This is a genomic window from Janthinobacterium rivuli, from assembly GCF_009208735.1.
In the GTDB taxonomy this organism is placed as follows: domain Bacteria; phylum Pseudomonadota; class Gammaproteobacteria; order Burkholderiales; family Burkholderiaceae_D; genus Janthinobacterium.
Map to the genome: position 1 here is coordinate 114709 of NZ_WFLJ01000013.1, position 26476 is coordinate 141184.

General features: G+C 63.8%; 18 protein-coding genes. 10 read left to right on the plus strand and 8 right to left on the minus strand.

The genetic code is table 11. The features are described from left to right. The first annotated feature begins 233 nt into the window (after positions 1-233). The gene (locus GCN78_RS18495; RefSeq protein WP_152252998.1) at positions 234-602 is read left to right on the plus strand and encodes a cupin domain-containing protein; all 369 of its coding nucleotides are present in this window, start codon (positions 234-236) and stop codon (positions 600-602) included. Positions 603-632: 30 nt separating this feature from the next. Here the strand turns inward: GCN78_RS18495 and GCN78_RS18500 are convergent, their stop codons facing one another. Beyond that, a complete protein-coding gene (locus tag GCN78_RS18500) occupies positions 633-1832 on the minus strand; it encodes a YbfB/YjiJ family MFS transporter (protein ID WP_152252999.1) in 1200 nt (399 codons plus the stop codon). A 294-nt stretch (positions 1833-2126) separates the two neighbouring features. Here GCN78_RS18500 and GCN78_RS18505 point away from each other — a divergent pair, with 294 nt between their 5' ends. Genes GCN78_RS18505 through GCN78_RS18515 form a run of 3 tightly spaced genes read left to right on the plus strand, consistent with a single transcriptional unit; the run spans position 2127 to position 3840 of the window. Next, on the plus strand, positions 2127-2801 hold the full coding sequence (locus tag GCN78_RS18505) for a CsgG/HfaB family protein (protein WP_152253000.1): 675 nt from the start codon (positions 2127-2129) through the stop codon (positions 2799-2801). An 8-nt stretch (positions 2802-2809) separates the two neighbouring features. Beyond that, positions 2810-3181 (plus strand): DUF4810 domain-containing protein, encoded by a 372-nt coding sequence (locus GCN78_RS18510; protein WP_226939710.1) that lies wholly within the window; start codon positions 2810-2812, stop codon positions 3179-3181. After that, positions 3178-3840, plus strand: a complete 663-nt coding sequence (locus GCN78_RS18515) for a DUF799 domain-containing protein (RefSeq protein WP_152253001.1) — start codon at positions 3178-3180, stop codon at positions 3838-3840. The genes GCN78_RS18510 and GCN78_RS18515 overlap by 4 nt, the downstream gene beginning before the upstream one ends. Here GCN78_RS18515 and GCN78_RS18520 read toward each other — a convergent pair. Together GCN78_RS18520 and GCN78_RS18525 are read right to left on the minus strand one after the other, a co-directional pair. Continuing rightward, positions 3825-4979, minus strand: coding sequence for a tryptophan 7-halogenase (locus tag GCN78_RS18520; RefSeq protein ID WP_152253002.1), 1155 nt, complete (start codon positions 4977-4979; stop codon positions 3825-3827). The two genes, GCN78_RS18515 and GCN78_RS18520, sit on opposite strands and share 16 nt — an antisense overlap. Next, positions 4976-6841: a LodA/GoxA family CTQ-dependent oxidase gene (locus tag GCN78_RS18525; protein WP_152253003.1), complete on the minus strand. Its 1866-nt coding sequence runs from the start codon at positions 6839-6841 to the stop codon at positions 4976-4978. Before GCN78_RS18525 ends, GCN78_RS18520 begins: the two co-directional genes overlap by 4 nt. Before the next feature lie 186 nt (positions 6842-7027). Here GCN78_RS18525 and GCN78_RS29395 point away from each other — a divergent pair, with 186 nt between their 5' ends. Beyond that, the gene (locus tag GCN78_RS29395) at positions 7028-7693 is read left to right on the plus strand and encodes a response regulator transcription factor (protein ID WP_193316785.1); all 666 of its coding nucleotides are present in this window, start codon (positions 7028-7030) and stop codon (positions 7691-7693) included. After that, positions 7687-8997, plus strand: coding sequence for an ATP-binding protein (locus GCN78_RS18530; protein ID WP_193316786.1), 1311 nt, complete (start codon positions 7687-7689; stop codon positions 8995-8997). Before GCN78_RS29395 ends, GCN78_RS18530 begins: the two co-directional genes overlap by 7 nt. Positions 8998-9066: 69 nt before the next feature. On the opposite strand, the gene GCN78_RS18535 is transcribed toward GCN78_RS18530, so the two are convergent. The 3 genes from GCN78_RS18535 to GCN78_RS18545 form a co-directional block, all read right to left on the minus strand. Further along, on the minus strand, positions 9067-15624 hold the full coding sequence (locus GCN78_RS18535; protein WP_226939711.1) for a DUF3320 domain-containing protein: 6558 nt from the start codon (positions 15622-15624) through the stop codon (positions 9067-9069). A 265-nt stretch (positions 15625-15889) separates the two neighbouring features. Beyond that, positions 15890-16528 carry an NAD(P)H-dependent oxidoreductase gene (locus GCN78_RS18540; protein WP_152253005.1) on the minus strand — a complete coding sequence of 213 codons (639 nt, stop codon included), beginning with the start codon at positions 16526-16528 and terminating at the stop codon, positions 15890-15892. 121 nt (positions 16529-16649) lie between these two features. Beyond that, the gene (locus GCN78_RS18545; RefSeq protein WP_152253006.1) at positions 16650-17648 is read right to left on the minus strand and encodes an aldo/keto reductase; all 999 of its coding nucleotides are present in this window, start codon (positions 17646-17648) and stop codon (positions 16650-16652) included. Between the two features lie 99 nt (positions 17649-17747). Between GCN78_RS18545 and GCN78_RS18550 the strand changes: the two genes are divergently transcribed. Further along, entirely contained in the window at positions 17748-18638 is an 891-nt protein-coding gene (locus GCN78_RS18550) for a LysR family transcriptional regulator (RefSeq protein WP_319633141.1), read from the plus strand. On the opposite strand, the gene GCN78_RS18555 is transcribed toward GCN78_RS18550, so the two are convergent. Further along, positions 18639-19724: an ATP-binding protein gene (locus tag GCN78_RS18555; RefSeq protein WP_152253007.1), complete on the minus strand. Its 1086-nt coding sequence runs from the start codon at positions 19722-19724 to the stop codon at positions 18639-18641. Further along, positions 19724-20473, minus strand: coding sequence for a response regulator (locus tag GCN78_RS18560; RefSeq protein WP_152253008.1), 750 nt, complete (start codon positions 20471-20473; stop codon positions 19724-19726). The genes GCN78_RS18555 and GCN78_RS18560 overlap by 1 nt, the downstream gene beginning before the upstream one ends. Before the next feature lie 163 nt (positions 20474-20636). On the opposite strand from GCN78_RS18560, the gene GCN78_RS18565 reads away from it, so the two are divergent. Genes GCN78_RS18565 through GCN78_RS18575 form a run of 3 tightly spaced genes read left to right on the plus strand, consistent with a single transcriptional unit; the run spans position 20637 to position 26328 of the window. Then, positions 20637-21779 (plus strand): efflux RND transporter periplasmic adaptor subunit, encoded by a 1143-nt coding sequence (locus GCN78_RS18565; protein WP_152253009.1) that lies wholly within the window; start codon positions 20637-20639, stop codon positions 21777-21779. Between the two features lie 29 nt (positions 21780-21808). After that, positions 21809-24955, plus strand: coding sequence for an efflux RND transporter permease subunit (locus GCN78_RS18570; protein WP_152253010.1), 3147 nt, complete (start codon positions 21809-21811; stop codon positions 24953-24955). After that, a complete protein-coding gene (locus GCN78_RS18575) occupies positions 24955-26328 on the plus strand; it encodes an efflux transporter outer membrane subunit (protein ID WP_152253011.1) in 1374 nt (457 codons plus the stop codon). The genes GCN78_RS18570 and GCN78_RS18575 overlap by 1 nt, the downstream gene beginning before the upstream one ends. Positions 26329-26476 lie beyond the last annotated feature (148 nt).

Consider the following 26476-nt stretch of genomic DNA (forward strand, 5'->3'; position numbering starts at 1 on the left):
GTTTTCTTTCCGCGAAGGTGGGTTATGCCTGCAGTGTAAATGGATGTTGAAGCATTGGCCCGGAAGTTTCAATTGTACGATCCGGCTCCGCATTTGAGGTAAGTGCGGCAAGTGCTCTGCTTGTAAATTTCCATTATTAAACTATATTGGAAAATGATGTGATTTTTATATTGTGTCAGTTATTCCAATTCGGAAATTTAATACTTCCAGAAATTCCAAAGGAGGGACGGGCCATGAGTGCGATGTTAGAAAAGAAATCCTTGGATCAGCCGGACGAAGTCCGCCCATTCAAGGACGGAGCCGGCCGGATGGCTGTCTTTACGCTTGGCGAACAGACCATGGGGCGCGGCGAATTTGAGCCTGGCTGGCGCTGGAGTCTGCACGTAAAACCGATTGCAGGAACCGATTCGTGCCAGGCAGCTCATACCGGCATGGTCCTTGAAGGACGGATGGTGGTAAGGATGAATGATGGCGCCGAAATGGAATATGGCCCGGGTGACGTCTTCTATATGCCACCAGGGCACGACGCCTGGGTGGTTGGAAACCAGCGTTGTGTACTGTTCGATGTAACAGGCGTCGCAAAGTATGCCAAACCGCAATAAGCGGTGCCAGTGCATGTGCGAGACAGTCGCTTACGCGCCCGCCGCCAGCGCCTTTTGCCGCGCGGCCAGCGCCGCGCCGATGAAGAGGGCGATGGCCGAGGCGATCAAGCCACGTTCCAGTCCGGCGGGGCCGTCGGCGATCCAGCCGACGACGATGGGGCCGACGATCTGGCCCAGCGCGAATACCGTCGTGTAGGCGCTGATGCCGGCCGTCCAGGATTGCTGCGGCAGGTTATGCCGCACCAGGGCCGTGGTCGATGCCACGACCGACAGGAACACGGCGCCGAAGACCAGGCCGGAGAAGAACACGACGGGGACAAAGCTCGTCAGCGCGGGCAGGATGGTCGCCGCGCCCAGCACGCCATTCAATATCGCCAGCGATTCGCCGCCCTTGTAGCGGTCCAGCATGCGCGCCCAGATGCGCGACGACGCCACCACCGCCAGGCCCAATACCGCGTAGAACACCGTGATCAAGGCGGGCGGCATGCCTTGCTGCTTGAGCAGGGCGATGACGAAGGTCATGTAGCCGATGTAGCCGACGCCGAACATGAAGTAGCCGGCCAGGCTGGGCAAAAAGTCGCGCCAGGCGAAGCGCCGCGGCGTGTCGACGGCGCGCGGCGCTTCGCCGATCGCTTTTGCCGGCAAGGCCATGATGGCGGTGGCGAGCAGGCAGGCGATGCCCAGTGCCAGCCAGGGCCACTGCCAGGCATGCGCGGCGCCGTGCGCCTGGGCGGACGCCAGCGCGGTCGGCACCAGCAGGGCCGACAGCGCGATGCCGAATCCCGTACCGCCGTAATACAGACCGATGTAGAAGCCGGCGCGCTGGCTGTGCATGGAACCGAGCCGCGCCGCCAGCACGCCGCCGGCGATGAAGATGAAGGCGCTGGCCACGCCCGCGCACACGCGCTGCAGGAACAGGGTGGCCGTGTCGCTGACCAGGCCCGACATCAGCATGAAGATGCTGGCAAGCACGGAACCGATGATCAGCAGGCGCCACACGCCCAGGCGGCGCATCAGGGCCGGCGTGGCCAGGGCGCCGAGAAAATAGCCGAGTGCATTGAAGGTGTTCATGGCCCCGGCCAGCAGATAGGACCAGCCCAGGTCGGCGCGCATGGGCGGCAGCAGCAAGCCATAGGAAAAGCGCGACAGGCCAAGGGCGATGGCCGCGCCCAGCGAGAGCGCCAGCGCCGTGGTCAGCGGATGGGGCGGGGATTGATCGTGTGTCGGCATGGCCTTGAGGTCCATCCAGGTGAGGGGGGCAGTGGCGGACAAGGTTCTGTGGCCGGCAGTGGCATGCGGCGCTGACGGCGCACCGTTGCTTTTTTACTGCTAAGTTAATGAATCGGACCTGGGAAGTCAAGCAGGGCCGCGCCTGGACATGGTGCGTAACAATGCAATCTTCGCCATCGTTACTTTTGGAGAGAATTGTGAGACATGCAATCTCATATAATTGCATTTGGGAAATTAACTTGCCAAAATTCAATTTGGCAGCTTGCTCCTGATCCTCCATATCTTAAGGGCACTATGAACAAGAATACACCCGGCGCGTTGTTGATGGCAGCGCTGATTGGCGCGGCGTTGGCTGGCTGCGCTTCCGAATCCTCGCAAGCTTTGGCCGTCCCCACGGTTGCCAGCGCGGCCCGTCCCTACGTTGGACCACGCACCCTGATCGCTGTCGGCAAGTTCGACAACCGCTCCAACTTCATGCGCGGCATCTTTTCCGACGGCGTCGACCGCCTGGGCAGCCAGTCGAAGACGATCCTGATCGCGCACCTGCAGACCTCCAACCGTTTCAATGTGCTCGACCGCGACAACATGGCGGAACTCAAGCAGGAAGCCGACTTCAAGAAACAGGGCCAGAATATCAAGGGCGCCGATTTCGTCGTCACGGGCGACGTGACTGAATTTGGCCGCAAGGAAGTGGGCGACAAGCAACTGTTCGGCATCATGGGCCGTGGCAAGACGCAAGTGGCCTACGCCAAGGTCACCTTGAACGTCGTCAATATCGCCACCTCGGAAGTCGTGTATTCGGCTGGCGGCGCCGGCGAATACAGCCTGTCGAACCGCGAAGTGCTGGGCTTTGGCGGCACCGCCAGCTATGACGCCACCCTCAACGGCAAGGTGCTGGACCTGGCCATGCGCGAAGCGGTCGAGCGCCTGGTGGCTGGCGTCGAAGCGGGCGCATTGCGCAAACAATAAGGTATCCCATGAAACAGACAATGATGAACAAGGGCGCAGCCCTGCTGGCGCTGCTCGCCTGTGCCGCCCTGACCGGTTGCGCCACGCAATCGAAGACCCTGTACCAATGGGAAGGCTATCAGCCGCAAGTGTACGAATACCTGAAGGGTGAAAGCCCGGAACAGCAGATGGCTGCCATGGAAAAAGACTTGCAAGTGATCGCTGCGAAAGGCAATCACGCGCCGCCGGGCTTCCACGCCCACCTGGGCATGCTGTACTCGATCGCCGGCAAGCCGGAGCAGGTCGCCGCACAGTTCGAGGACGAGAAAAAACTGTTCCCGGAATCGACGCCGTACATGGACTTCCTGTTGGGTAAATTGAAAAAAGGCGAGAAATTATGATGTCGCGCATGTTGAAAATGGCCCTGTGCCTGGGTCCCGCCATCTTCATGGTCGGTTGCGCCACCAAGCAGGCGGGCTACGATTACACGGCCTTCAAGGCCGCCAAGCCCCGTTCCATCGTGGTCTTGCCGCCGCTGAACAACTCGCCGGAAGTCAATGCCGGCAACAGCGTCTACGCGCAAGTGACGTATCCGCTGGCCGAGGCGGGCTACTATGTGCTGCCGGTGGCCGTGGTCGGTGAAACCTTCAAGCAGAACGGCTTGACGAACGCGGCCGATATCCACGGCGTCGAGGCGAAAAAGCTCAACGAGATCTTCGGCGCCGATGCGGGCCTGTACGTGACGATTTCCAAGTACGGCACGACCTACGCCGTGATCGACAGCGTGACGGTGGTCTCGGTCGATGCCAAACTGGTCGACCTGAAGACGGGCGCCTTGCTGTGGCAGGGCGCGGCCAGCGCGTCCAGCAACGAAGGCAATAACAGCGGTGGCGGCGGCCTGGTCGGCATGCTGGTGACGGCGGCGGTCAAGCAGATCATCAACACCAGCACCGATGCCAGCCACCCGCTGGCTGGCACGGCGAATGCGCGCATGCTGTCGGCCGGTGTGCCGAATGGCTTGCTGTACGGTCCCCGTTCGGAACGCTACCTGGCGCAGTAAACGTTTGATGACGCCATGTCCGAGCCCTGCGCATTGCAGGGCTTGTCGCATGGCTGGCTGCGCCGGCGCCAGAACGGCGCCGCTGGCCAGCGCGTTTCCTGGCCATAGCAGTACGCCCGGTGGCGCTCGTACGCCGCGCCGATGGACGCCAGTTCCCCCCGGTAGTGTTGATAGGCCAGCAATTCTCCCCGCAGCGTGCGGTCGGCGGCCTCGGCGGCGGCCAGGCCCGTGTACAGGGCGTTGAAAATGCCTTGCGACGACAGCGGATCGAAGCTCAGGGCCGCATCGCCGACGGCGAACCAGCCTGGGCCGGCGCCGGCGTCCAGGCTGGCCGTATGGGCGGGCGTGGCCAGGGCGGGTGTATCGGCCGCGTAGCCTTGCTGTTCCAGCAATTCCCGCGTGGCCGGCAAGCGCCGCGCCGCCGCTTCCAGCCAGCCGGCATCGCGCAAGGCGTTGCTGTCGAGTAAGTCCGCATCCGTATGCAGGGCCAGCACGCGGCGCTGGCCGGGCAGGGGCGCGCTGTACCACCAGCCGTCTTCGCACGCCTCGATGTGGGCAAAGCCCCGCGCGGAGGACGCGCGATCCTGCCCGTATTGCCATACTGATACCAGCCGGTCGCCGCGCTGGCGCCGCGCTCCGATGCTGCGGGCCAGCCGGGCATTGCGTCCTGTGGCGTCGATGACGATGCGCGCCGCCGCGTCGCACGGACCGTGCTGCGTTGCCAGACGTACTTTCCAGCCGCCATCGTCCTGTGCGATGCCCACGATCTTGGCCGAGGCCAGCAGGGCGGCGCCGCGCCGGCGCGCTTCGTCGCGCAGCCACCGGTCGAAGGTGCCGCGCGCCAGGTGCCAGCCGTGCCCATCGGGATCGCTGAGGAAGTGGTGTTCCGTCCAGGCGCCATTCCACCAGGCGCGGTTGCCGTGGTAGGGCGCATGGCCCTGCCGCAGGAAGGCGTCCAGCAAGCCCATGTCCCGCAGCAGGCGCGCGGCGGCGGGCGGCAGCGATTCGCCGATGCGCGCCAGCGGCGTGGCCAGCCGGTCGACCAGCAAGACCCGGTGCCGCCCCGCCAGGTTCAAGGCGGCCGTGGCGCCGGCCGGACCGGCGCCGACGATCAGCACGTCGGCCTGCAGCACGGTCACAAGCGGTGCCGCTGCAGATGGCGCGCCTTCTCCGTGCCTTCCAGGTCGACGTCGACGAACTCGTCCGGTATGCCTGCGGCGGCGCGCAGCAGGTGCTTGCCGGCAGTGGGCGGCGGCAGGTTTTCCACCTGCAGGAACGCGGGGAAACCGGCCACGTCCGTGGGGCCGGGGCGCACCTCGACCACGCCCACTTGCGCCAGGTCGGCGATCATATTGTTGATCTGTTCTTCATAGCTGATGTTGCCCAGTGGCCGTATCCACGCGGCGCGCCGGGCGAAGGCGGCCAGGCGGTCGTCGACGGGAACTTCCCGGTTCATCACCGTGTCGTAGGCGAGCTTGCTCATCACCTGGTTCGGCACACGCGCGGGCCAGAAGGTGGGCACGTAGGGATCGTAGTCGGACTGGTAGCCGGAGCGGCAGCTGGCCGTGTCCGTTTGCCATGGCACGGCCATCCAGCGCGTCACGCCGCCGGCGATCTGCGCCGAGCAGGGGCTGGAGATATTGTCCGGCGTCAAGACGGCGCCGTAGTCCGGCTCCACCCAGCCGGGCGGCCGGTGCGCCAGACGGAACGGTGCGCTGTACATGCTGGCCTGGCGCATGGGCCAGGTCATTTCGCAGCCGGGGTGGAAGGCGTCGGCCAGGCAGAATTCCATGGCTGCGCGCAGCAGGGTGTCCGGTTGCAGGGCCACGTCCACGTCGGCCAGGCTTTGCGGCGGCGTCTTGCCGGGCGCATAGTCGGCCGTGAACTCGCCGGCCGCCCATTGCTTGAGGAAGCGCAACTGCAAATTGCTCAGCGCGCAATTCTGGCGCGGCGTGTCCGCCGGCGGGATGGCCATCGCATCGCCATACAGCCATGGCCATGGTGACGGCGCCCAGGCGTCGCGCTCGAACTGGCGGAACTGGTTGTAGATGACGTTGCGCCATTCCTTGCGCTTGTCGGACGGGCTGGCCAGGCGCGCCATCCATTCGTCGCGGCTGAACGGCGTGCTGCCATCCCAGCCAAAGGCTGCCGCGAAGCCGGCATTGACCCATTGCAGGTTGGACAGGCGCTCGAAAATGGGACGGATGTCGTCCTGGAACGAGGGAATGGCCGGCGCGGCAAGTTTCCCTTCCGAAACAAACAAGTCGCGCATCAAGTCCCACATGGTGCGCACGGACTTTTGCTGCGGCGCGTAGTCGGGCGGAGCGACGACGACCCAGGCCATGTCGACGGGCAAGGCCTCGCCCTGGTAGTGCACGGTGGCGCAGACGGGGCCGTCGGCCGTGTCGTCATACCAGCCCTCGTTGTTGGCGAAGGTGATGGCGCGCGCGCCATTCCACGAAGCCGACTTGCCATGTCCGCCCAGCACGATTAGCCGTCCCATGGCGTCCGTGCGCAATTCGCCCAGGTAGACGGGCGTGCCCATGAAGCTGCCGCTGTCGAAGGCGACGGCCGGCTGTTCGCTGCCGCTGATCTTGCGCTCGCCCGGCGTGATGGACAGTTGCGCGCGGTCGGTGACGGCCATGTTCCGCAGGAACGAGGGCTGGGTGACATTCGCCTCGGGAATGTCGAGCGCGATCTGGAACTGGTACCACGCCGCCTTGGTGTTGGCCAGCGTGACGGACCATGCGATGTCGGCATTGCTGGCGTTCAATTCGGCCACCGCCACGCCGGCGGCATTCAGGCCGAAGATGCGAAAGCCCGCCGCCTGGCGCTTGATGGCGCCTGAGGCATCGCGGTAATAGCCGGCCGGGCGCGGCGCCGGTTCCGGCACCTCCGGTCCCAGAAAGTATTCGCTGGGGCTGTTGCCCACGCGGGCGATGCCGATGGGCGGATAAATCGCCGCCTTGACGATGACGGTATCTTGGGTGGAATTGGACATGGCATGCCTTTCCAGATGCATGGAGGGAAGGAAAATATACCGCATAAAGAACGCGCCAAATGCGCACATAGTCACCGCATCGTGAATTCGCGCGCCGGGCGCCGGACACACGCCGCGGCGGCGGCCAAACCCGCTTTCCCCAGCCACGTTAAGATAGCGGTATTTTCAAGACTGCGAGGGGCCCGGGTGCGCGTATTGCTGGTGGAAGACGATCCGATGATCGGGGAAAGCCTGGTCGAGGGCTTGCGCGGCGAGTGCTATGCCGTGGACTGGGTGCGCGATGGCCACGATGCGGAGCTGGCGCTGGCCGGTTTCGCCTACGATTTGATGCTGCTGGACCTGGGCTTGCCCGGCAAGGAGGGCATGGAGGTGCTGCGCGCCATGCGCGCGCGGGGCGCCGAGCTGCCCGTGCTGATCATCACGGCGCGCGACGGCACGCCGGCCCGCGTGGAAGGGCTCGACAGCGGCGCCGACGATTACCTGGTCAAGCCGTTCGACCTCGACGAGCTGCTGGCGCGCATCCGCGCGCTGCTGCGCCGTCGCGTCAGCCGTTCGCGCTCCGTCATCGAACATGGCGCGCTGATCCTCGACCTGGCCAGCCACGACGTCACGTTCGAGGGGGAGCTGATCAAGCTGCCGCCGCGCGAGTTTTCCGTGCTGCGCGCCTTGCTCGACCATCCGGGCAAGGTGGTGTCGAAACGCCAGCTGAGCGAGAAGCTGTATGGCTGGGATTGCGAAGTGGAAAGCAATACCGTCGACGTGTACGTGTACCAGTTGCGCAAGAAGCTCGGTGCGGATTGCATCCAGACCGTGCGCGGCGTGGGCTACAAGATGCGGGTGGCATCTTGCTGACCATTCGCCGCCAGTTGCTGCTCGGTTTGCTGGTCGCCACCTTGCTGTGCGTGCTCGGCGCCGGCATTTCGCTGTTCCGCTCGCTGCTGGAAGAAACCAATGAACTGGCCGACTTGCAGTTGCGCCAGCTGGCCGTGGCCTTGCCCGACGAGTTCGAGCCGCAGACGGGCCTGGCCGCCGCGCAAGAGCCGGAAGAAGCGTTCGTGCTGCAGGCGTGGGACGAGGACGGTCAGCCCTTGCCCGTCCTGCAGGGCCAGCCGGCATTGCCGCGCTATGCGCTGGCCGGCTTCGCCGATGTCAGCTTGCACGGCGAGGACTGGCGCCTGTACGGCGAGACGCGGCGCGGCCGCTACGTGCAGGTGGCGCAGGCGCAGGCCGTGCGCGACCAGCTGGCCTGGCGGATGACCATGCGGGCCGGCGCGCCCCTGCTGGTGTTCGCGCTGATCCTGGCGCTGCTGATCGTCGCCGTGGTAGGGCGCGCGCTGGCGCCGCTGCACCGGCTGGCCGAATCGGTGGCGGGGCGTTCGCCGGACGCCCTGACGCCGCTGGCGGCCGACGACATGCCGCCCGAGCTGCGGCCCGTGGCGCTGGCCTTGAATGGTTTGATGGGGCAGTTCGAGGCGGCGCTGACGGCGCAGCGCACCTTTGTCGCCGATGCCGCGCATGAATTGCGCTCGCCGCTGACGGCGCTGAAACTGCAGCTGCAGGTGGCCGAGCGGGCCGGCAGCGAGGAAGAACGCCGCGTGGCGCTGGCGCGGCTGCACGAACGGCTGGACCGCAGCACGCACCTCGTGCGGCAACTGCTCAGCCTGGCGCGCCACGAAACGGCCTTGACTTCCAGCCAGCTGCGCACGGTGGATCTGGGTCAATTGCTGGAAGCGGCCGTGGCCGATCACAGCGCGCTGGCCGACAGCCGCGCGATCGACCTGGGCGTGGTGGATGCGCCGCCGGCCAAGGTATTGGTACAGGCCGATCCCGATGGCTTGCAAGTGTTGCTGAATAACCTGATCGACAACGCCTTGCGCTACACGCAGCAGGGCGGCAGGGTCGATTTGCAGGCGGCGCTGGAAGAGGGCCGGCCCCTGCTGCGCGTGTCCGACAACGGTCCCGGCGTGCCGCGCCAGCACCATGCGCGCCTGTTCGACCGCTTCTTCCGGCCCGACGGCAACGACGCCTGGGGCTGCGGCCTGGGCCTGTCCATCGTGCGCCACGTCGCCGAGCACCACCAGGCCGATATCGCGCTGGGCGAAGGGGGAGAGGGACGGGGTCTGCAGGTGACGGTGCGTTTTCCGCAGGCGGCTTGAATGGTCAAAAAAACGGATGTCGATCAGTATGACATCACTTCTCAACACGCTAAAAATGAAGTACCTGCTCTAGCCCCTAGCATTGTCCAGTGCGGTCTCTAGCCTTTTGCGGCTACTGGCTCGAACGTGATGCATACCAAGTCGTTTAGCCATCGCCATCACAGCATTGTCGCCAGAGCAACCTTCGCCGGCAATTAGTTGGGCGAGGGAGATCAATTCCGCCATGCAAATTTCGTCCACGCTGCGTCCGCCGTTCCCATTGTGGCTGAATATAATAGGACGCTCAGGTTCTCGGTCCCGTGCCCAGAAGAACATGCCGACGTCTTCCTCTGTGAATTTCAGACACGAAAGCGCTATCGAGGAGACGCGCTCCTGAATGCGTGCCCCGGTACGCTGCCAACCGTGCGCCCGTGCGATCCTGCGTGCCAGTACGGTGTCGCGTGATGGCCCATCGAGATCAACGATCTGCTCAATCATCTCTCGAAGATGGCCATCGTAGGATGCTTCAAAAAAGGCGTCGGCGTTCACGCCGCCTACCACTGCAGGGTCAGTCATTTCAAATTGCTGGCTGATCGGTGAGTCAATATTCTGACCGGCGACAGAGCGTGAGGCGTATTGGATATCAAGAGCGGGTCTTGTTAATTCGATCAGTTCTGTAGGCGCCATCGTTTCTGCTTGTGTCTTGGTTAGGATTTCCTTTGCTTCAGCCTCGGCTGCCTCGCGCTCCGCCACCTTGCTGCGCCTTTGCCGGCTGAACTCCAGCAAGCGCTCCAATGCAGCATGCGTCTTTTCAAGTGTACCTGCCCGATCTATCCACCAGTCAGTAGACCAGATACGCACGATTTCCCATCCTAAACCGCGCAATACCTGCTCACGTAACATGTCCCGGTCGCGCGCCGTTGCCGAGCGGTGGTAGGTGGCGCCGTCGCACTCGACTCCGCACAGGTAGATGCCAGGTGCATCGGGATGCACCACGCCCAAGTCCAGCCGGAAAGACGAAGCACCGATTTGGGTATGCACCTGCCAGCCGCGAGAGGCAAGTGCTGCGGCGACTGCTTCTTCAAATGGACTGTCGAAGCCACCCAAGCTACCTTTTGTCACCTCGGCCAGTGCGCGGGGGCCACGTTCGGCAAACTCCAGAAAGTGTTTGAGGTCTCGCACTCCAGCGGCCTGCGTGCGAGACAGGTCGAACTGCTCCGGCTTCAGACTAGAAAATACTCTCAACTCCTGGCGCGCGCGCGTGATCGCGACATTCAGCCGACGCTCGCCGCCATCGCGGTTCATCGGACCAAAGTTCATCGAAACAGCGCCCGCCAGGTCTGGACCATAGGTAATCGAGAAATAAATGATATCGCGCTCGTCACCCTGCACAGATTCCAGGTTTTTGATAAACAGCGGTTCGAGTTCCGTCTCCGAAAAATATGGTTCCAGAGATGGGTCCTTGCGGCGTTCTTCGTCAAGCAAGTCTTCGATCAGGTTCATCTGTTCGGTATTGAAGGTGACAACGCCGATTGTCAGTTTCGATTCCTGGAAGTTTGGCGTGCGCAGTTTTGCAACGATATCGGCCACCAGCTCCTTCGCTTCGCGTTTGTTGATCCGCGCGCCACCTTTCTCGTACACGCCATCTACGTGATGGAAGCTTACGGCACGGTCGTCGGCGACCGGCGATGGGAATGTTACCAGGCCACCGCCATAGTAATGATGGTTGGAAAATGCGATCAGGGATTCGTGGCGGCTGCGATAGTGCCAGGCCAGATTCATTGTCGGTAGGTTCGCCCCCATGCATTCGTCGAGAATACTCTCCAGGTCGCCTTCGACATCCGCGTCATCGTCCGACGATTCGGCGCGATCAAAAAACGCGGTCGGTGGCAACTGTTTGGGATCACCCACCATCACTACTTGCTTGCCGCGCGCCATGGCGCCTATCGCATCCCATACTGGAATCTGCGATGCTTCGTCGAACACCACCAGATCAAATGCACTGGCATCGGTTGCCAGATACTGGGCAATCGATAGCGGACTCATTAACAGACATGGCGCCAGCTTGCCCAGTACCGAGGGAATTTTTTGTATCAGCTCGCGCAACGGCATGTGCTGCTTCTTTTTGTTGATTTCATGACGTAAATCGCCCCATTCCGATTGGCGCGTAACTTCCTCGGAGCGCGGCATGCCGGCGCACAGCGAGGCGCGCACCCATGCGCGCGTGACGTCCGTAAATTGTCGGTCAAGTGCGCGGAAGTCACCGATCCGCTTTTCATGTTCGACAGAAACGAAGTTGCGGATGACGGTTTCGTTGTCGACAGCCTGATTGAGCCACCAGCGGCTGTAATTGGTTTCAAATGCGCGCAGTGCTTCTGCCGGTTGCACCGTGCCGGTCTCCATTGCGTCGACAAGCGATGCCAGCGACAATGACAGCGCTTCTGTGCGCACCTTGCGCCACGCGCACCATGCTTTCAGGCGTGGTTCTCCGGCAACGATCTGTTTGCAGCAGGTGATCAGCTCGTTTAATGGCAACTCGTTGAACTGCATGGCTACACCTTCGCTGAATGTGCCGACGGTGGCAAGATTGGCGAGTATGGGCTGCAGGGCGTCATGCGCTGCGCGATACTGAGCGCCAGCACTGGCTAGTACACTGGACGGTGCAAGGACTGCGTTGCCTTCAACCACCAATTGTTCAAATGCCTGACGTAGCACGCCAGCGTCTTCGATTGTCTCGGCCAGGTTGGCAATTGCTACTGTAAGTACCGAATAAAAGTTTGCTACGCTGTCGATGTCGTCTGCGCGTGTTTGCAGGCCAGCCCAAGTGCCGCCAGTTGAGGCGCGCAGATAATCAAAGGCGCGCAGCTTTTCTTCAAGGATGGCGCGCTGGCGCACATGTTGGTAATCGGTCGCCAGCGCCGGGCCACAGTCTGACGTCGCGACCTCCGCGTGCTCGCCTTGCAGTGCGCCAGCGTCCTGCACAGCGCGCAAGGCAAGCGCGAAGCGCATGGCTGCTGCCAGCAGATGTGGGCGTGTCACCTGGCCATTCCACAGTCCACCTGTCTCTGCGTTCAGCGGCTGCATGTCGGCGATCTCGGTATTGAGCGCGCGCAGTTGCCGCAAGCGCTCCAACTCCAGAGCAAGCAACTTGCCACATCGCCCGTTCTCGATGAGGTCAAATCCCTGGTCATCCCAAGCTTCCTGTCGGCGCGCCTGCCCCAGCACATGCTGCAAGCGCAGCGCTGCCTGAACAAATTCAGGGCGCGTCTTCAAGCCCGCCCAGACCCCTTCGCTTAACGGCCCCATTTCCACCTTGTCGATTGCGGACCGCAATTCGCGGATACGTACCAGCAAAGGCAGGTCGCGTGTGACATCGGCATTGCCGTCGCCGGTCACGCAGTCGGTCAGTACTTTGTAGATCCGGCGCTTGCGCATCCACGACAAGGGCCATGTACTGCGTTCTGCTTCGACCCAGCCACGTTGAAGCTGGTGCACGTTTAGTGCGTCCACCTGTTCGCCATACTGCACGGAAAGGCTGCTTGTACTCGCGGCCAGATCGTCGAGCAGTTTCAATCCTTTCTCTAACTCGGTCAGAATATCGTCAGACCAAGGTTGGCCCAGTAGTGACATCACGCGGTCACGCTCGTCGAGCAGCGCCAGCGCTTTTTTGCATCGTGCGACGACGGATTCGTTCCATGCAGGACGGATGCGCGCATTTAGTTCACGATGCTGGAGCAGCAGTTGGTGCCCTTCACGTAGATCAGCCAGAAGCTCGCGCGCCTCAGGCCGAAACACGAAGCCCCATTGACGGCCAAAGGCATCAGGCAGCGCCTGCGACAGATCTGCTACTGCCAGGCGCGCGCGACGGCCAGTCGGCAAGCCCGCAAGACTAGTTGCATTTTCAAAATTCGTGATGGCCAATTGTAGTTCTTCAGCTGCTGGCACCACCGCTCTGGTTGCGCTGATGAATGCCTGTTGCCAGGAAGGTGTCCACTCCGCTTGCCCGACTGCCATCAGCGGTCCCTTGAGTAATTCGCTGGCGCCAACCGCCTCGGCATTGACCTCCAGGCGGACGCTTAAATCGCGCATCGCCTCAAGCTGGGTATGGTCATGCGCATTGGGATTTGCCCAGGAAAGATCGAGTTTAGGTACATCTTCGCCATCGACCACTATGCCGATCGCCTTGTAAATTGTCAGGTCATTAGGATGTCGATGGTGCAGTCGAGCGACATATTGGTTCAATTCGTCGCGCAGTCGCTTCAACTTGACCGCCTGAGCGTTCCATTCTTCGGGATTGACTTCGCCTTGAGCCTCCCAAGCCTTTTGCAGCTGGGTGATCACATCGAGCTTGCGTGCCTTGTTCGAGTGCAGTTCTAGACAAAACTCACCCAAACCCACTTCGCGCAAGCGCCGGTACACAACGTCAAGCGCTGCGATCTTCTCCGATACAAACAACACTCGCTTTCCCTCGGCCAGACACTGGGCGATCAGGTTGGCAATGGTCTGGCTCTTGCCCGTACCAGGTGGTCCGATCAGTACAAAATTTTTGCCCTTGGCCCCAGCCATGACTGCAGAGAGTTGTGACGAGTCGGCAGGAAGCGGACAGAATGTCTTGTCAGGAGAGAATTGCGCATCGAGTTCTTTCGGCGGCGGAAACGCTACCGTGGACAGATAGGGTTCGCGCGGACTGTCGATCAAGTGGCGTACGACCGGGTTCTGGCGTAATTGATCCGTTCGCTGGGTTAGGTCAACCCACATCAGATATTTTGCGAACGAGAAAGACGCTAGTACCACTTCGTCTGATACTTCCCAGCCCTTGATGTCTCGCACGGCATGAGAAACGGTACGCCAGATCAGCGCGACATCAAGTCCAGCGGCATCCTGCGGCAACTTGCCATCCATGATACCGAGGTTGAGATGGAAGTCTTGCCGCAGCATCTCGATCAGCGTCGGATTAAAGCGCGGTTCGTCTTCATGCAGGCACAAGGTAAAGCCGGAGCGCGCGCTCTTGCGCTGCAGAGACACTGGAATAAGAATCAACGGCGCCTTGCACTTCTGTGCCGCTTTGTCATCGCGCGTCCAGTTCAAAAAGCCCAGTGCCAGGAACAGCGTGTTCGCTCCCCCCTCTTGCAATACCGTGCGGGCACTACGATAGAGATCGACGAGTCGGGTCTCCAGCTCCGGCTCGTTCACGTTGACGAATACCTCGCGCCGTTTCAGCGCATCGAGGGCGTGCTCGCGACGTACATCTTCACGTGCGCGCTGTTCGTGTACTGCTTGGTTACGTGGATCTTGCCCATCCATAAGGTCCGGTCTGGGTAGCAAGCGTATCGGCGCACCGTTGGACAGCACATCCTCCAGCACGCCTGGTTCCGGTGCGTCAATCCTGAGGGATTTTTTGCCGCTTTTGAAATTGAGAAGATTGTTCCGCAGCGATAGGTCAAGCAATTTGCGTTGCCATCGGGCCAGCCTGTCGTTCGGATCGAATCCTGGAGGCTCGGTCGTCACCCCGTAGTCCGGCAAATCAGGTGCACCATCGTCAAACGTGGTGGCGGTTGCTTTCATCGCACTATCGGTGGGTGGAAGGATGAGCTGGCTTGCACCGCTGGCAAGCGGTTTGATCCGTTGCATGCGGGCACGTCGGATATCAACCACCAGCTCGAATAGTTCTTCGACCTGTTCGGCGATCTGATTGGCTGCCAGATCGGTTGCATACGTAAAGGATGGCGCCGGCCGCGAGGTAATCAGTGTTGTTTCGAACAGGATCAGTTCTTTCAACCGGATGCGTTTGCGGATGGCCGTCACGTCATCGACAACTACTGTGGAAAATTCTTCCTGGCGTAGCCATACGCCAGCGAACGCGTGACCCTTCGTGAATACCACAATAGGATTCAAGCCCGCCTGCTCCAGCGCAGAGCAAAACATCAGCGTCAGGTCGAGGCAGGTGGCAATGCGGGCGTCCATCACCTGCGCCGCGCTGCGTACCTTCTGGCCTCGGTGCTCGAAACTGGCTGGCGGCAGTGCGTAGTCCAATCCCAGCCCTGCCACGGCTGTCCACAGAGCCGAGGTCAGCTCCCATGCCCGTTTTGCGCCCCCCTGATAGCCATCCAGCGCCGGGCTTTTTCCCGCCTGTCGCAATACCTCGGCGACTTGCTTGAGCAACCGGTCAATTGCCGGCTCATTTGGTTGCACGAATGCGGCTACGAGGTCGGGGAGGTGGGATAGTCCTCCCCACTGGTTACGCGGCAACAGCTCAACTTTGCGCTCTTCTGTCGCTAGCACCCGCTCCGGGGACGAGCCGGCCTTGCCAACCAGTGTCAATGTAATTGTCGAGGTCTCAGCTTCGGTCAATTTACCCAGTATGATGCCATCCAGCTGAACATCGCAGTCCCTGATGTCGTAGTTGGACTTCGCCTGACAGGCATCTATCAACCAGGTCTTCGATTTCAAAAACGGAGGAAATGATTCTAGGCGCAACCGCAAGTCGGTGATCTCTCCATTACCTTCATTGATAATGGCCAGTTCACGTAGCAGAGGAACGGAGTTCTGGAAGTCTGCTAGGTTCAGCTTGCTGGCATTTGAGATGCGAATTGCGTGCTCAGGTGCTGCTTTGACGGGCTGTTCCGCCAGGTCTTCTACTTGTTTCACTTACTTCCCCGTTAATGAATTCAATGAATTTTGTGTCTATTTTTGCAAATTAATTTGCTATAGAGATATTCATCGAACGACATTAACACATGGAAAGAGACAATTACTCACCAAATCTCACTTCAATGAGATTCGGATACGTTAGAGTATTCTTACAGCGACTTGTCCGCGCTGCGTGGCCAAGTTAATCAAGGGAGCGGGTGAGTCGCCATGAAAAAAGCGGATGCCGGTCAGGGCATCCGCTTTTCAGTCACGGGCGTGGCGCTTACGCCAGCTCGGTGATGAATTGCTCGCGCGCGGGGCGCACTTTTTTCAAGTCCACCAGCCAGTCGCCTTCGTCGGCGCGGTAGCCCAGCGGCAGCATGACGACGGAACGCAAGCCTTTTTCGCGCAGATTCAGGATCTCGTCGACCTTGGCCGGATCAAACCCTTCCATCGGCGTCGAATCGACCTGTTCCTGCGCCGCGGCGATCAGGGCCGTGCCCACGCCGATGTAGGCCTGGCGCGCCGCGTGCTGGTAGTTGGTTTCCGCGTCGCGCTGCGGATACGTGGCCAGGATCTGCTGGCGATACGCTTCCCAGCCTTCATTCTTGAAGCCGCGCACTTCGTTGACCAGGTCGAAGCGCTGGTTGATGCGTTCCACCGTGTAATTGTCCCAGGCGGCAAATACCAGCAGGTGCGAGGCATCCGTCACTTGCGACTGGTTCCATGCATGCGGCTTGATCTGCTCGCGCAGGGCCGGATTCGTCACGACGAAGACTTCATAAGGATGCAGCCCGCTGGAGCTGGCCGTCAGGCGTACGGCTTCCAGGATGCGCTCGACCTTGTCTTGCGGCACCACTTTACTTGGGTCCATCTTCTTGGTGGCGTAGCGCCATTGCAATGTTTCGAGCAGTGCGGACATGTAAATCCCTTTCATAATGAATAGTTCAGATTGGAAATGATAGCGGATTCAGCCATTTCAAGTGCAAAGGGCAAAAGAAGCTGTATTGCGTACGCAAGTTAGCGCACTCAAGCACGGCTGTCTACAGGCCAACCATGGCAAGTTCCACGTCCGGATAGCGCGCCCCTTGCACGGCGGCTGGCGCGATGGCGGCGCCGATGGCGGCCAGCTCGCTTGCGCTCAAGGCGATTTGCGCCGCGGCCACGTTCTCTTCCAGGTGCGCCAGGCTGCGGGCGCCGGGTATCGGTACGAGGTCGTCGCCTTGCGCCAGCAGCCAGGCCAGGGCCAGCTGGGCCGCCGTGACGCCGCGCGCCGCCGCCAGGCGCTGCAGTTCTGCCACCAGGTGCGCGTTGGCCGCCATCGCCTGCGGCTGGAAGCGGGGCAGGCTGTGGCGGTAGTCGTCGGGCGCCAGTGCCGCGCCGGACGTGAGCTGGCCCGTCAGGAAACCGCGGCCCAGTGGGCTGTAGGGGACGAAGCCGATGCCCAGTTCACGGCAGACGGGCAGCACTTCCGCTTCCACGTCGCGGCTCCACAGCGAGTATTCGGACTGCACGGCCGCGATCGGATGCACGGCATGGGCGCGGCGCACGGTGGCGGCCGACACTTCCGACAACCCCAGGTGGCGCACCTTGCCCGCGCGCACCAACTCGGCCATGACGCCCACCACCTCTTCGACGGGGACGGCGGGGTCCACGCGGTGCTGGTACAGCAAGTCGATGCAGTCGATACCGAGCCGTGACAGCGAGCCGTCCACCGCCTGGACGATATGTTCGGGGCGGCTGTCGACGCCCGCCATGCGCGCCACGCCCTGGCCATGGGGCAAGATATTGAAGCCGAACTTGGTGGCGATGTTGACCTTGCTGCGCAGCTGCTTCAGGGCGCGGCCCACCAATTCCTCGTTGGCGTAGGGGCCGTAGACTTCCGCCGTATCGATCAGGGTCACGCCCAGTTCCACGGCGCGCTGCAGCACGCGCAGCGAGGTGGCCTCGTCCGCGCCGCCGTAGGCAAAGCTCATGCCCATACAGCCCAGGCCGATGGGGGCGACGCGCAAGCCGGCGTTGCCCAGTGTTCTGTGTTCCATTCTCATTCCTTTTCAAAAAAAGATGCAAGGAGTATGGGCGAAGCGACTGCATGCGATAAGATGCCTAATCCTGCATGCATTACTGAAGATTTCTCATGAATGATGACTGAGCTGAATGAATTGACGGCCTTTGCCGCCGTCGCCCGCCTGCGCAGCTTCCGCAAGGCGGCGCTGGAACGGGGCGTGTCCGCTTCCGCCCTCAGCCATGCGTTGCGCGCGCTGGAGGAGCGCCTGGGCGTGCGCCTGCTGAACCGCACCACGCGCAGCGTCACGCCGACCGAGGCGGGGCAGCTGCTGCTGGCGCGCCTGGCGCCGGCCATGCGCGAAATCGACGATGCCCTGCAGGACTTGAGCGCCTTGCAGGATGTACCCGCAGGCAGGCTGCGCCTGAACGTGCCCCGTCCGGCCGCGCGGCTGCTGCTGGCGCCCATGCTGGCGCGTTTTGTCGCGCGCTATCCGCGCGTGCAGGTGGAACTGGTCACCGATGACGGCATGATCGATATCGTGCGCGACGGTTTTGACGCGGGCATCCGCTTCGGCGAGCAGGTGGCGGCCGACATGATCGCCGTGCCCGTGGGCGCGCCGCAACCGTTCGTCGTGGTGGCGTCGCCCGCCTACCTGGCGGCGCATGGGGCGCCAGGCACGCCGCGCGCGCTGCTGGCGCATGCCTGCATAGGCCGGCGTTTTCCCAGCGGACGCCAGTACGCGTGGGAGTTCGAGCTGGAAGGCGAAGCCGTCAGCATCGCCGTCGGCGGGCCGCTGGTGTTTGACGACGATGAACTGATGCTGCGCGCGGCCCGCGATGGCGCGGGGCTGGCGTATGTGTACGAGGCCGATGCGCGCGCCGATATCGCGGCGGGACGCCTGGCGTGCGTGCTGGATCGCTGCCTGCCGCCGCCGCCCCGTTACTACCTGTACTACCCGAGCCGGCGGCAGATGCCGGCCGTCCTGCGCGCCTTTGTCGACATGCTGCGCGCGCCGGCGGCATAGTCAGCCGGCGGGCGGCGGGGCCGTATGCTCGACCGGCCACTTGATGGTGAACAGGCTGCCGCCCGCCTTGGCGCGGGTGCAGGCGGCGCTGCCGCCGTGCGCGCGCGCGATGGCTTCGACCACGGCCAGGCCCAGGCCGCTGCCCGCGTTCAGGTCGGCCCTGGCGCAGTCGCCGCGGCGGAACGCCTCGAACACATGCGGCGCCAGTTCCTCCGCAATGCCGGGCCCCGCATCCTCGACGCTCAGGTAGTACTGGCCGGCCTGCACGCGCGTGCGCACGCGCAGCAGGCCCGGATGGGCATAGCGGCGCGCGTTGTCGAGCAGGGCCAGCACGATTTGCCGGATGCGCGCCGCGTCGCAGCAGACGGGATGGTCGGACAGGTGCAAGCGCAGGGTAAAACCGGCCGCTTCCATTTCCTGCGCCAGCAGGCGGCCCACTTCCTCGATTTCCAGAGTCAGGTCCGTCCAGGCCATGCGCAGTTGCATGTGGCCGCTGTCGGCCAGGCTCAGGGTGCGCAAGTCCTCGATCAGGCGGCCCAGGTCCTCGACTTGCGCCAGCAGGCTGGAAAACGGCACCTCCTCGGGCTTGAACACGCCATCGACGACGCCTTGCAAGGTGCCGCGCAGGATGGTCACGGGCGTGCGCAGTTCGTGCGCGATGGCCGCATTCCACGTCTCGCTTTCCTTGGCCCCCCGCTGCAGGCGCTCGGCCATGCTGTTGAAGTCGTCGACCAGCATGGCCGTCTCGCCCAGGCTGCGGTCGCCCGCGAAAGCGCGCGCGGACAGGTCGCCATGGGCCACGCGGCGCACGCTGTCCATCACGGAATTGATCGGTTTCAAGATGCGCGCGGCCAGTTTGATGGCGAAAAAGGCGGCCAGGCCCAGGCCGCAGATGGTGATGGCGAAGATCCACAGCCACTCGACGGTGCTGGGCGACCAGTCGTCCGGCTCGGACAGCATGCCGGGATCGATCTTGAAGGCGATGGCGAAGAATGCCCAGGAACCAACCCAGATGATCAGGATGCTGCACACCATCAGCACGGACATCGACAGCCCGATCTGCCGGTTCAAACCCGTGAGGCGCATCAGGCGTCGCTTTCCAGGCGATAGCCCACGCCGCGCAGGCTGGCCGGCATGTTCGTCACGCCCGCTTCCTCGAGCTTCTTGCGCAGCTTGCTGACGTGGCTGTCCACCGTGCGTTCCAGCGAATTGCTCTCGGGCATGCACGACTCCAGCAATTCCAGGCGGCTGCAGACGCGGCGCGGCGTGCGCGCCAGGTGGGCCAGCAGACGGAACTCCGTCAACGTCAGGCTCAAGGGCACGGGCGCACCGTCGCGCAGCACGCTGGCCATATACGTTTCCTGGTCGATCTCGATGGGGCCGCAGCGCAGGCGCTGGCCTCCCACCGGGTGGTGGCGCACGCGCGAGCGCCGCAGCACGGCGGCCACGCGCGCCACCACTTCGGCCGGATTAAAGGGTTTGATGATGTAGTCGTCGGCGCCAACGCGCAAGGCGGCAAGCTTGTCGGCATCCTGGTCGCGCGCCGTCAGCATGATGACGGGCGTCTCGCCGCGCCGCCGCACTTCGGCCAGCACGCCCCAGCCATCGACCCTGGGCATTTGCACGTCGAGCAGCAGCAGGTCCGGCGCCAGCGCCAGGTGCTGTTGCAGCGCCTCCTGGCCATCGTGGGCGAAGGCCGTGCGGTAGCCGTCGCGCTCCAGGTAACCGGCGAGGATGCGGGCGATTTGCGGTTCATCTTCGGCGATCAGGACGAGGGCGGAAGGGGGCGTGGTGGCAAGAAACGAGGGCTGGCTGGCGCTGTGATGATAGTTCATGCAAATAGTCTAGCATTCTTCGCGCTCTCCATCGAATCTCCACATTTCTTTGACGGAACATCCACGCAAGGCTTTTATCCTGCGTTTATCTGTCGACCGGACCGCCGGTTGGGATCCGCCATAGAGAAAAGTCATGCCAGTCAAGTACCTCACCAGGAAAAACATGTTGATCGCCGCGGCACTGCTCAGCCTTGCCGCCTGTTCCAAACCCGCGCCGGAAGAGGGCGCCGCGCCGCCCGCCGCCGTGACTGTGCTCAAGCTGCACGCGGCCCCCGTCGTCCTCAGCGACGAATTGCCGGGCAGGGTGGCCGCCTTCCGCACGGCCGACATCCGCCCGCAGGTGGGCGGCATCGTGCTGCGCCGCCAGTTCGAGCAGGGCGCCGACGTGAAGGCGGGGCAGAAGCTGTTCCAGCTGAACCCTGCGCCGTTTCAGGCGGAAGTCGATTCAGCCGCCGCCGCGCTGCAGCATGCGGTGGCCACGGCCAAGCGCGCCAGCAGCCAGGCCGACCGGTTGCAACCGCTGGTGGAGGCGGACGCCATCAGCCGCCAGGCGTATGACGACGCCGTGGCCCAGCGCGAGCAAGCCGTGGCCACCGTGGCGCAGGCGCGTGCCGCCCTGGCGCGCCGCCGCCTGGACCTGGCCTTCGCCAGCATCGAGGCGCCGATTGCCGGGCGTATCGGCTCCGAACTGGTGACGGAAGGCGCGCTCGTGGGCATGGCCGATGCAACGCCGATGGCGCGCATCCAGCAGATCGACAAGGTGTATGTCGACGTGCGCCAGCCGGCGGCCGCGCTGGCGGCGCTGCAGGCGGCGGGCGCGGATGGCAAAGGCGGCGCCGACAAGCTGCCCGTCACCATTTTGGGCGCCGACGGCCAGCCGCATCCCGTCACGGGCCGCATCCTGTTTTCCGGGATCAGCGTCGATGCGGGCACGGGCGACGCCGTCATCCGCGTGCTGGTCGACAATCCGCAGCGCCAGTTGCTGCCGGGCATGTTCGTGCGCGCCCGCATCGCCCGCGCCGTGCAGAAGCATGGCGTGCTGGTGCCGCAGCAAGCCGTGCTGCGCGCCAGCGATGGCCAGGCCCAGGCCTGGGTGCTCGATGCCAAGCACAAGGCCAGCCTGAAACCCGTCAGCGTGGGCGACGTGGTCGAGCACCAGTACGTGGTCAACGGCGGCTTGAAGGCCGGCGACACGGTCGTCGTCGAGGGCCAGGAACGTCTGCAGCCGGGCGTCACCGCCGCGCCGCAACCGTGGAAGCGCGCCGCCGCCGTGGCCGCCGCCCCTCCCGTCAGCGCCGTGCGCTGATCCGTATCTATTGAAAGTGGTTTAACTACATGCCTCAATTTTTCATCAACCGCCCCGTCTTTGCGTGGGTGGTGGCGGTCTTCATCGTCCTGTTCGGACTGATCGCCATACCGCAATTGCCGATTGCGCGCTTCCCTTCGGTGGCGCCGCCCAGCGTCAGCATCAGCGCCAACTATCCTGGCGCCACGCCGCAAACCATGAACGATTCCGTGGTGGGCCTGATCGAGCGCGAACTGTCGGGCGTCAAGCACCTGCTGTATTTCGAGTCGTCCACCGACACGTCGGGTTCGGCCTCGATCACCGTCACCTTCCAGCCCGGTACGAATCCGGAGCTGGCGCAGGTGGACGTGCAGAACCGCCTGAAAGCCATCGAGCCGCGCCTGCCGCAAGCCGTGCGGCAAAACGGCTTGACGGTGGAGTCGGCGTCGTCCGGCTTCCTGATGATCGTCAGCCTGATTTCCGAGAATGGCCAGCACGACGAAGTGGCGCTGGGCGACTACCTGGCGCGCAACGTGACGGAAGAGCTGCGCCGCATTCCCGGCGTGGGCAAGGTGCAGCTGTTCGGCTCCGAGCGGGCCATGCGCATCTGGGTCGATCCGGCCAAGCTGGTGTCGTACAACATCGCCATGGGCGAGCTGACGGCCGCCATCGCGCAGCAAAATGCGCAGATCGCGCCGGGCCGCCTGGGCGATTCGCCCGCCGTGCACGGCCAGCGCGTGACCATCCCGCTGACGGTGCAGGGCCAGCTGCAAACGCCGGCCGAATTTGCCGCCATTGTGCTGCGCGCGAATGCCGACGGCTCGAAAGTGACCATCGGCGACGTGGCGAAAGTGGCGCTGGGCGCGCAAAGCTTCAATTTCAGCATCCGCGAAAACGGCCAGGCCGCGTCGGGCGCCGCCATCATGCTGTCGCCGGGCGCCAATGCCGTGCAGACGGCGGCCGCCGTGCGCGCGCGCATGGCCGAACTGGCGCACACCATGCCGGCCGGGATCAAGTATTCGGTGCCGTTCGACACGGCGCCGTTCGTGAAGATCTCGATCGAGAAGGTCATCGTCACCTTGCTGGAAGCGATGGTGCTGGTGTTCCTCGTCATGTATCTGTTCCTGCAAAAGATACGCTACACCCTGATTCCCGCCATCGTCGCGCCGATCGCCCTGATGGGGACGTTTACGGTGATGCTGCTGGCCGGCTATTCCGTCAACGTGCTGACCATGTTCGGCATGGTGCTGGCCATCGGCATCATCGTCGATGACGCCATCGTGGTGGTCGAAGCCGTCGAGCGCCTGATGGCCACCGAGGGCCTGTCGCCGAAGGAGGCGACCTCGAAAGCCATGCGCGAAATCACTGGCGCCGTCGTCGGCATCACCTTGGTGCTGACGGCCGTGTTCATTCCGATGGCGCTGGCCAGCGGTTCCGTGGGCGCCATCTACCGCCAGTTCACCCTGGCCATGGCCGTGTCGATCCTGTTCTCGGCCTTCCTGGCCTTGAGCCTGACGCCGGCCCTGTGCGCCACGATGTTGAAACCGATCGGCCCGCACGACCACGACAAGAAGGGCTTTTTCCTGTGGTTCGACCGCCAGTTTGACCGTATGACGGCGCGCTACGAGCAGGGCGTGGTGGCGATGCTGAAACGCGCCGGCCGTTCGATGGTGCTGTACGGCGCCATCGTCGCGGCGCTGGGCGTGGCCTTCATGCAGCTGCCGTCGGCCTTCCTGCCCGAGGAAGACCAAGGCTATTTCATCACCTCGATCCAGCTGCCGTCCGACGCCACCATGGAGCGCACGCTCGACGTCGTCAAATTGTACGAGCAGCACGTGGCCACGCGGCCCGGCATCGAAGTGAATCAATCGATCCTCGGCTTCAGTTTTTCCGGCGCGGGGCCGAATGCGGGCCTGGCGTTCACCATGCTGAAGGACTGGAAGGAGCGCAACGGCGCCACGGCGCAGGAAGAAGTGGCGCTGGCGCAGGCGGCCATGGCGCAGGCGAAGGAGGGCGTCATCATGAGCCTGATGCCGCCCGCCATCGATGAACTGGGCAACTCGTCCGGTTTTTCGCTGCGCCTGCAAGACCGCGCCAATCAGGGTGTCGCTGCCCTGCAGGCGGCGCAGAACCAGTTGCTGGGCCTGGCCGCGCAAAGCGCCAAGGTGGCGGGCGTGTATCCGGACGGCTTGCCGCCCGGCGCCAGCGTGCGCCTCGATATCGACCGCACCAAGGCCGAGGCGCTCGGCGTGTCATTTGGCGCCATCGCCGATATGCTGACGGCGGCCATGGGGTCGACCTATGTCAACGATTTCCCGAATGCGGGCCGCATGCAGCAAGTGATCATCCAGGCCGATGCGCCGTCGCGCATGCAGTTGAACAATGTACTGGCCTTGCGCATCCGCAACAACGCGGGCGGCATGGTCGCCTTGGGCGAGCTGGTGCGACCCGTGTGGAGCGAGTCGCCGCTGCAACTGGTGCGCTACCAGGGTTATCCGGCGGCGCGCATTTCGGGCAGCGCGGCGCCCGGCGTGTCCAGCGGCGACGCCATGCTGGAAATGGAACGCCTGGTGAAACAGCTGCCGCCCGGCTTCGCGCTGGCGTGGACGGGGCAGTCGCTGCAAGAGAAGGAATCGGCCTCGCAGGCGCCCATGCTGATGGCGCTGTCGATGCTCGTGGTGTTCCTCGTGCTGGCGGCCCTGTATGAAAGCTGGTCGATTCCCGTCGCGGTGATGCTGGTGGTGCCGCTGGGCTTGCTGGGCGCCGTGCTGGCCGTGATGTTGCGCGGCATGCCGAACGACGTGTTCTTCAAGGTGGGCATGATCACGATCATTGGTCTTTCCGCGAAGAACGCCATCCTGATCGTCGAATATGCGCGCCAGCTGCAGGCGCAGGGCAAGGGATTGGTCGAGGCGACGGTGGAAGCGGCCAGGTTGCGCTTGCGCCCGATTTTGATGACGTCGCTGGCGTTCGCGCTGGGCGTGGTGCCGCTGATGCTGGCCACGGGCGCCAGCGCCGAGACGCAGCACGCGATCGGCACGGGCGTGTTCGGCGGCATGATCACCGCCACCGTGCTGGCCGTGTTTTTCGTGCCCGTGTTCTTTGTCGTGGTGCTGGGCGCCGTCGACAGGATGGACCGCTACTTCAATCAACGCGGTCATCGCATCGCCGTCAAGACGGCGGAAGGAGAGTTGTAATGCGTTTGATTTTTATCACGCCCCTGGCCGCGCTGGCCTTGTCGGCCTGTTCCCTGACGCCGCCGCTGGTGAAGCCGGCGCCGCCGATTCCCGCCGCCTATGCCGAGGTCGCCGCGGCAGGCGTTGGCGATACTGCCGCCGGCCTGGGCTGGCGCCAGATGCTGCTCGACGCGCGCCTGCAGCGCCTGGTCGACATCGCGCTGGAAAACAACCGCGACTTGCGCGTGGCGTCGCTCAACGTGGAAGCCGTGCGGGCCCAGTACCAGATCCAGGATGCGGGCCGCTACCCGGCCATAGCCGCGAATGGGGGCGGCGTGCGCCAGCGCGGCGCCGATGCCAAGGTTCAAAACACGTTCACGGCCGGCATCGCCATGAGCGCCTTCGAGGTCGACCTGTTCGGCCGTTTGCGCTCGCTGTCGGACGCGGCCTTTGCCCGCTATCTGGCCACGCAGCAGGGCCAGCGCGCCGCGCACATGGCCCTGATCGGGGCCGTGGCCGACGCGTATCTGGAGCAGCGCCTGGCCGAGGAGCAGCTGGCGCTGGCGCGGCAAACCTTGCTCGATTGGCGCCAGGCCCTGATCCTGACGCAGCGCCTGCACGGCGCGCAGCAGGGCAGCGGCCTGGACGTGGCACAAGCGCAAGGGCAGGCGGCCACGGCCGAAGCGGACGTGCAGGCGCGCGAGCGGGCCAGCGCCTTGGCGCGCAACAATCTGGAATTGCTGCTGGGCGCGCCGCTGCCCGCCGATTTGCCGGCGGGCCGGCCGCTCGACGGCCAGCCCGTGCTGACGCGGCTGCCGCCCGGCCTGCCGTCGGACTTGCTGGCGCGCCGTCCCGACATCCTGCAGGCGGAATACGCGCTGGTGGCGGCGAACGCGGAAATCGGCGCCGCCCGCGCCGCCTTCTTCCCGCGCCTGTCGCTGACGGCGCAGCTGGGCCTGGCCAGCCCGGAGCTCGGTGACCTGTTCCGCGGCAGCGCGCGCAGCTGGTCGTTCGCGCCGCAAGTGACGCAGCCGCTGTTCCAGGGCGGCCAGCTGCGCGCGGAATTGCAACTGTCGCGCCTGCGCAAGGACGTGGCCGTGCTGCAATATGAGCAAGCCATCCAGGCAGCCTTCCGCGACGTGCGCGATGGCCTGGCGGGCAGCGCCACGTATGCGCAGCAGATCGACGCCCAGCAGCGCGTGGCGGCGGCCGCCGAACAGCGGCGCAAGCTGTCGGCCTTGCGCTATGGCGCGGGCCAGGACAGCCGCCTGGAATTGCTCGACGCGCAGCGCCAGTCGTATGCGGCGCAGCAAACCCTGCTCGACTTGCGGCGCGACCAGTTCAAGTCGGCCGTGGCCCTGTACAAGGCGCTGGGGGGAGGGTTGGCGGAGTAGGGGGAAAGCTCAGGCGCCGCCGTGCGCCAGGCAGTCCTTGAGCCGGTGTGGCCGGGGCCAGCCCGCCTCACTGGCGTGCTCGACAAAACAGATGGTCAGCTGCGCAAAGCCTGGCCAAATTGCTTAAAGACAATCAAAAACGGCAGAG